This is a genomic window from Enterobacter cloacae complex sp. 2021EL-01169 (assembly GCF_020733125.1).
Taxonomy (GTDB): Bacteria; Pseudomonadota; Gammaproteobacteria; order Enterobacterales; family Enterobacteriaceae; genus Enterobacter; species Enterobacter roggenkampii.
The window spans coordinates 1-1,126 of sequence record NZ_JAJFTC010000055.1 but is presented as its reverse complement, the minus strand read 5'-3'; the positions used below and the strand labels follow the sequence as shown (position 1 = coordinate 1,126).

Annotated in this window: 1 protein-coding gene; it reads right to left on the bottom strand. The window is 61.8% G+C overall.

Annotated elements, in window-relative coordinates; genetic code table 11:
- Positions 1–202 precede the first annotated feature (202 nt).
- A partial coding sequence (gene intI1 / locus LLF79_RS26835) for a class 1 integron integrase IntI1 (RefSeq protein WP_032441700.1) occupies positions 203–1,126 on the bottom strand: 924 nt, incomplete at its 5' end.

Genomic DNA, 1,126 nt, shown 5'->3' with positions numbered 1-1,126 from the left:
TGTCGTTTTCAGAAGACGGCTGCACTGAACGTCAGAAGCCGACTGCACTATAGCAGCGGAGGGGTTGGATCCATCAGGCAACGACGGGCTGCTGCCGGCCATCAGCGGACGCAGGGAGGACTTTCCGCAACCGGCCGTTCGATGCGGCACCGATGGCCTTCGCGCAGGGGTAGTGAATCCGCCAGGATTGACTTGCGCTGCCCTACCTCTCACTAGTGAGGGGCGGCAGCGCATCAAGCGGTGAGCGCACTCCGGCACCGCCAACTTTCAGCACATGCGTGTAAATCATCGTCGTAGAGACGTCGGAATGGCCGAGCAGATCCTGCACGGTTCGAATGTCGTAACCGCTGCGGAGCAAGGCCGTCGCGAACGAGTGGCGGAGGGTGTGCGGTGTGGCGGGCTTCGTGATGCCTGCTTGTTCTACGGCACGTTTGAAGGCGCGCTGAAAGGTCTGGTCATACATGTGATGGCGACGCACGACACCGCTCCGTGGATCGGTCGAATGCGTGTGCTGCGCAAAAACCCAGAACCACGGCCAGGAATGCCCGGCGCGCGGATACTTCCGCTCAAGGGCGTCGGGAAGCGCAACGCCGCTGCGGCCCTCGGCCTGGTCCTTCAGCCACCATGCCCGTGCACGCGACAGCTGCTCGCGCAGGCTGGGTGCCAAGCTCTCGGGTAACATCAAGGCCCGATCCTTGGAGCCCTTGCCCTCCCGCACGATGATCGTGCCGTGATCGAAATCCAGATCCTTGACCCGCAGTTGCAAACCCTCACTGATCCGCATGCCCGTTCCATACAGAAGCTGGGCGAACAAACGATGCTCGCCTTCCAGAAAACCGAGGATGCGAACCACTTCATCCGGGGTCAGCACCACCGGCAAGCGCCGCGACGGCCGAGGTCTTCCGATCTCCTGAAGCCAGGGCAGATCCGTGCACAGCACCTTGCCGTAGAAGAACAGCAAGGCCGCCAATGCCTGACGATGCGTGGAGACCGAAACCTTGCGCTCGTTCGCCAGCCAGGACAGAAATGCCTCGACTTCGCTGCTGCCCAAGGTTGCCGGGTGACGCACACCGTGGAAACGGATGAAGGCACGAACCCAGTGGACATAAGCCTGTTCGGTTCGTAA